The organism is Terriglobia bacterium, from assembly GCA_035712365.1.
GTDB lineage: Bacteria > Acidobacteriota > Terriglobia > UBA7540 > UBA7540 > SCRD01.
This window is the reverse complement of sequence record DASTAW010000045.1, coordinates 1-2582: the sequence shown is the minus strand read 5'-3', so window position 1 is coordinate 2582 and position 2582 is coordinate 1. Positions and strand designations below refer to the sequence as shown.

Sequence of the window (2582 nt, the reverse complement as noted above, 5' to 3'; positions counted from 1 at the left end):
CAATCGGTCCTTCAGCGTCTGGCCTTCCAGCAGTTCCATGGCGATGAAGGGCCGTCCCTCGTGCTCGCCCACCTCGTATATCGTGCAGATGTTGGGGTGGTTCAACGCCGCAGCGGCGCGAGCTTCGCGCTGGAAGCGCTCCAGCTTTTGCGGGTCTTTAGAGAATTCTTCCGGCAGGAACTTCAGCGCCACAAACCGCCCCAGCGTGGTGTCTTCGGCTTTATACACCACACCCATCCCTCCGCCGCCGAGCTTTTCGAGCACACGATAATGGGAAACCTTTTCGTTCATCACTGGAAGTTCCTGATCAGCACTGCGTCGCTTGACTTCGACTCGCGCGCGAGGGCGAGCCTTACGTCGCGCGAAATCTCAAACCAGAAAATATGGCCGGAATCGTAGCGAGTCACCTGCCCGGGCGCCCCGCCGTCCAAAATAATTTAGCACTTTGAGCGTGGAATCAACGCAGGCTCAACTACGGCTCGTGCCAATCCATGGAAACAATATCCTGCGTGCCGGTGTCTTTCACCAGCAGTGGAGAATCGTCCGGTGCGAGACCTACCCAGCCAATGCCTCCTAGCGGTGCGGACGCCTGGTGGAAGTCCTTCAGGCTGACGATCTCGTCGACCTTATGATTGCTGATGCCTACCCGGTAGATTCCGGGTTCTCCATCGGCCGTCTGCCCCCAGAAAAAGACATGTTGGCTGTCACGCGACCATTCCAGCCAGGCTTGCTGAGCCAGGGCCGTCAGCTCGCTCCACTTCTGAGTTGTGAAATCAAACAGCATGAGTCTCTTCATGTCGATCGTCGTGGCCGCTACGTAAAGCCCATCGGACGACCAGCGTGGGGCGAAAAGTCCGTCGGAACCAGGCAGCTTCGTCTCCTTCTGCGTTTTCAGGTTCAACTCGTAAACAGCGGCGGCGCCTGTTCCGCTTTCCCACGGCTCGCTGCTGAAGATAAGCGATGTCCCGTCGGGCGACCAGGTTGGAGCGATTTGATTATGCTCGCTTTCCATCGCTTCTTTGGGCGTGCCGGTTGCTGCAGCAACGATATAGATTTGGAATGGCTTGTTCGGCAATGCACCCATAAAGGCAATGCTCTTGCCGTCAGGAGACCAGCGAGGGAAAGCTGCGTACATCGGGGAATTGGTAAGCTGAAGTGGCTGGCTGCCGTCCGCTTTCGCCCGCCATAGGTTCCCCTCAGGATAACTGACGTAAGTCACCCATTGATGGTCGCGCGAGAAGCTCGTGCAGCAGGCTGAAATGCCTGAGAGGAAAGGTACAAATTGGTGGGACCTTACGTCAAAGCGCTGCAACTCTCCCCGGCCAAGCCCCGCCACAGCATACAGTTTCTTGCCGTCTTTGCCCGGCAGCGGGTAGTCATATGAAACAGTTCCTGAGGTCAACTCTACCGGCGGATGGCTGACCTTTCGCAGAAAGCTTCCCGCTTCACGCATGGCCCAGATCTGGTTGGGCTGGGGCCCCAATTCGGTTAAGCCATCGAAAACGAAATATCTGCCATCCGCCGTCCATTGGCCGCAACACTCACCGGAACTTGTGTGCCAGCCGGGCAGAATTTGATGAAGGTTTCGGCCGTCCACGGCAACCTGCCAGATTGAAGCGATGTGCAACTTGGGGTCGTAGAGGGTAAAACGAATCTCGCCCCCGTTCGGCGACCATGCAAGGTCGTACCAGGCCGGCCCATCCAGGGAAACAAGTTTGCGGGAGCCCGTTCCATCCCCGTTCGCGATGTATAGGTCGTTCCCATTTGCATAAACAAGATTCCTCTCATCCGGAGACCATGCACCGTTGTGGCCCTGCAGCTCCGCCAATCGTTTTGCAGGACCTCCGAGGATAGGCAAGGCCCAGAGCGGCCCGTCCGGGGAATCGCCTGGCAAATCCGCAAGGAGCAGGTCCGAGCCGTTGGGCGAAACGCTGAAGAGCCACATATTGGCGGGAGATGGAAGAGGAATCGGCGCCACCTCGCCACCGGCTGCTGATACCTGGCCGATAGCGAACGCGCTCCCCGCGATTTGACGAATCAGGTACAACCGCGATCCGTCTGTCCCCACCAGGCGCTTAGGAAGCCCGTCGTTGGTGAGCTGGACATAGCCTGACACGCTGGGCGGCGGAAGCGTGGGGCGAAATACGTAGGCAAGCGCGGCGATCGCGATGAGTGTCGCGGCGACGATCCCGAACAAGGCTTTCTTGTGCCGTTTGATCAGGGCGGCGACCACCTGCGAATCGGAACTGCCGTGTTGCGAAGGCGTAGCGCCGACCTTCAGAGCTTGCCCTGAGCGAAGCGAAGGGTCGGCATCCAGTGATTGTGCCGGGCTGAAGCCCGGCGCTACAGATGCTGAATGCCCCGGGCCCGTGTCGCGCTTCAGGCGCTTCAAGTCGGCGCGGATTTCGGCTGCCGACTGGCAGCGAAGATCGCGATCTTTTTCCAGGCACTTGGTGATGATTCGATCCAGCTCAGGCGGCAGGTCCGGGTCGAGCCGAGTGACCGGCGCTGGATCTTCGGCAAGAATCTTGTGAAAAATCACCGCCGTGGTTTCGCCGCTGAACGCCTGGTGGCCGGTAGCC

At 59.0% G+C, this 2582-nt stretch carries 2 protein-coding genes; both read right to left on the bottom strand.

Annotation, left to right across the window (positions count from 1 at the left end; all coding sequences use genetic code 11):
• A partial coding sequence (locus tag VFQ24_13745; GenBank protein ID HET9179415.1) for a serine/threonine-protein kinase occupies positions 1-291 on the bottom strand: 291 nt, incomplete at its 3' end.
• A gap of 181 nt (positions 292-472) precedes the next feature.
• Positions 473-2582, bottom strand: a 2110-nt coding sequence (locus VFQ24_13740) for a hypothetical protein (protein HET9179414.1), incomplete at its 5' end; no start/stop codon positions are given.